Genomic DNA, 511 nt, shown 5'->3' on the forward strand with positions numbered 1-511 from the left:
AGGTTCTTGAGCTGGACAAACTCAGGACCCATCTGGACCTTGGCCTTGATCCACTCAGGCTTACGTTCAACCGGTACCGCAGAATTACGCTGCTCAACGCGCAGCAACTTACGGCCTTCAGGTGCGAGTGTCATGGGGTTCCTTTGAGTTGTTTTCAGCATTCGACGACGTTGACGGCGAGGCCGCCCATCGCGGTTTCCTTGTACTTATCGGACATGTCCCTGCCCGTCTCACGCATGGTCACGATCACCTCATCGAGGGAGACCCGGTGCGTCCCATCGCCCCACAACGCCATCTTCGCCGCGTTGATCGCCTTCGCCGCCGCGATCGCGTTCCGCTCAATACACGGAATCTGCACCAACCCCCCGATCGGATCACACGTCAACCCCAGGTTATGTTCCATCGCGATCTCCGCAGCGTTCTCCACCTGACCCGGCGTACCACCCATCACCTCAGCCAACCCCGCAGCAGCCATCGACGACGCCGAACCAACCTCCCCCTGACACCCCAC

Annotated in this window: 1 protein-coding gene; it reads right to left on the reverse strand. The window is 60.1% G+C overall.

Translation table 11 applies throughout. From position 1 onward, the window contains the following. Positions 1 to 154: 154 nt before the first annotated feature. On the reverse strand, positions 155 to 511 hold a 357-nt coding region (locus ACR30Z_RS22610), incomplete at its 5' end, for an L-serine ammonia-lyase, iron-sulfur-dependent, subunit alpha (RefSeq protein ID WP_434374682.1).

It is taken from the genome of Paenarthrobacter sp. FR1 (assembly GCF_051106045.1).
GTDB classification, from domain to species: domain Bacteria; phylum Actinomycetota; class Actinomycetes; order Actinomycetales; family Micrococcaceae; genus Arthrobacter; species Arthrobacter nitroguajacolicus_A.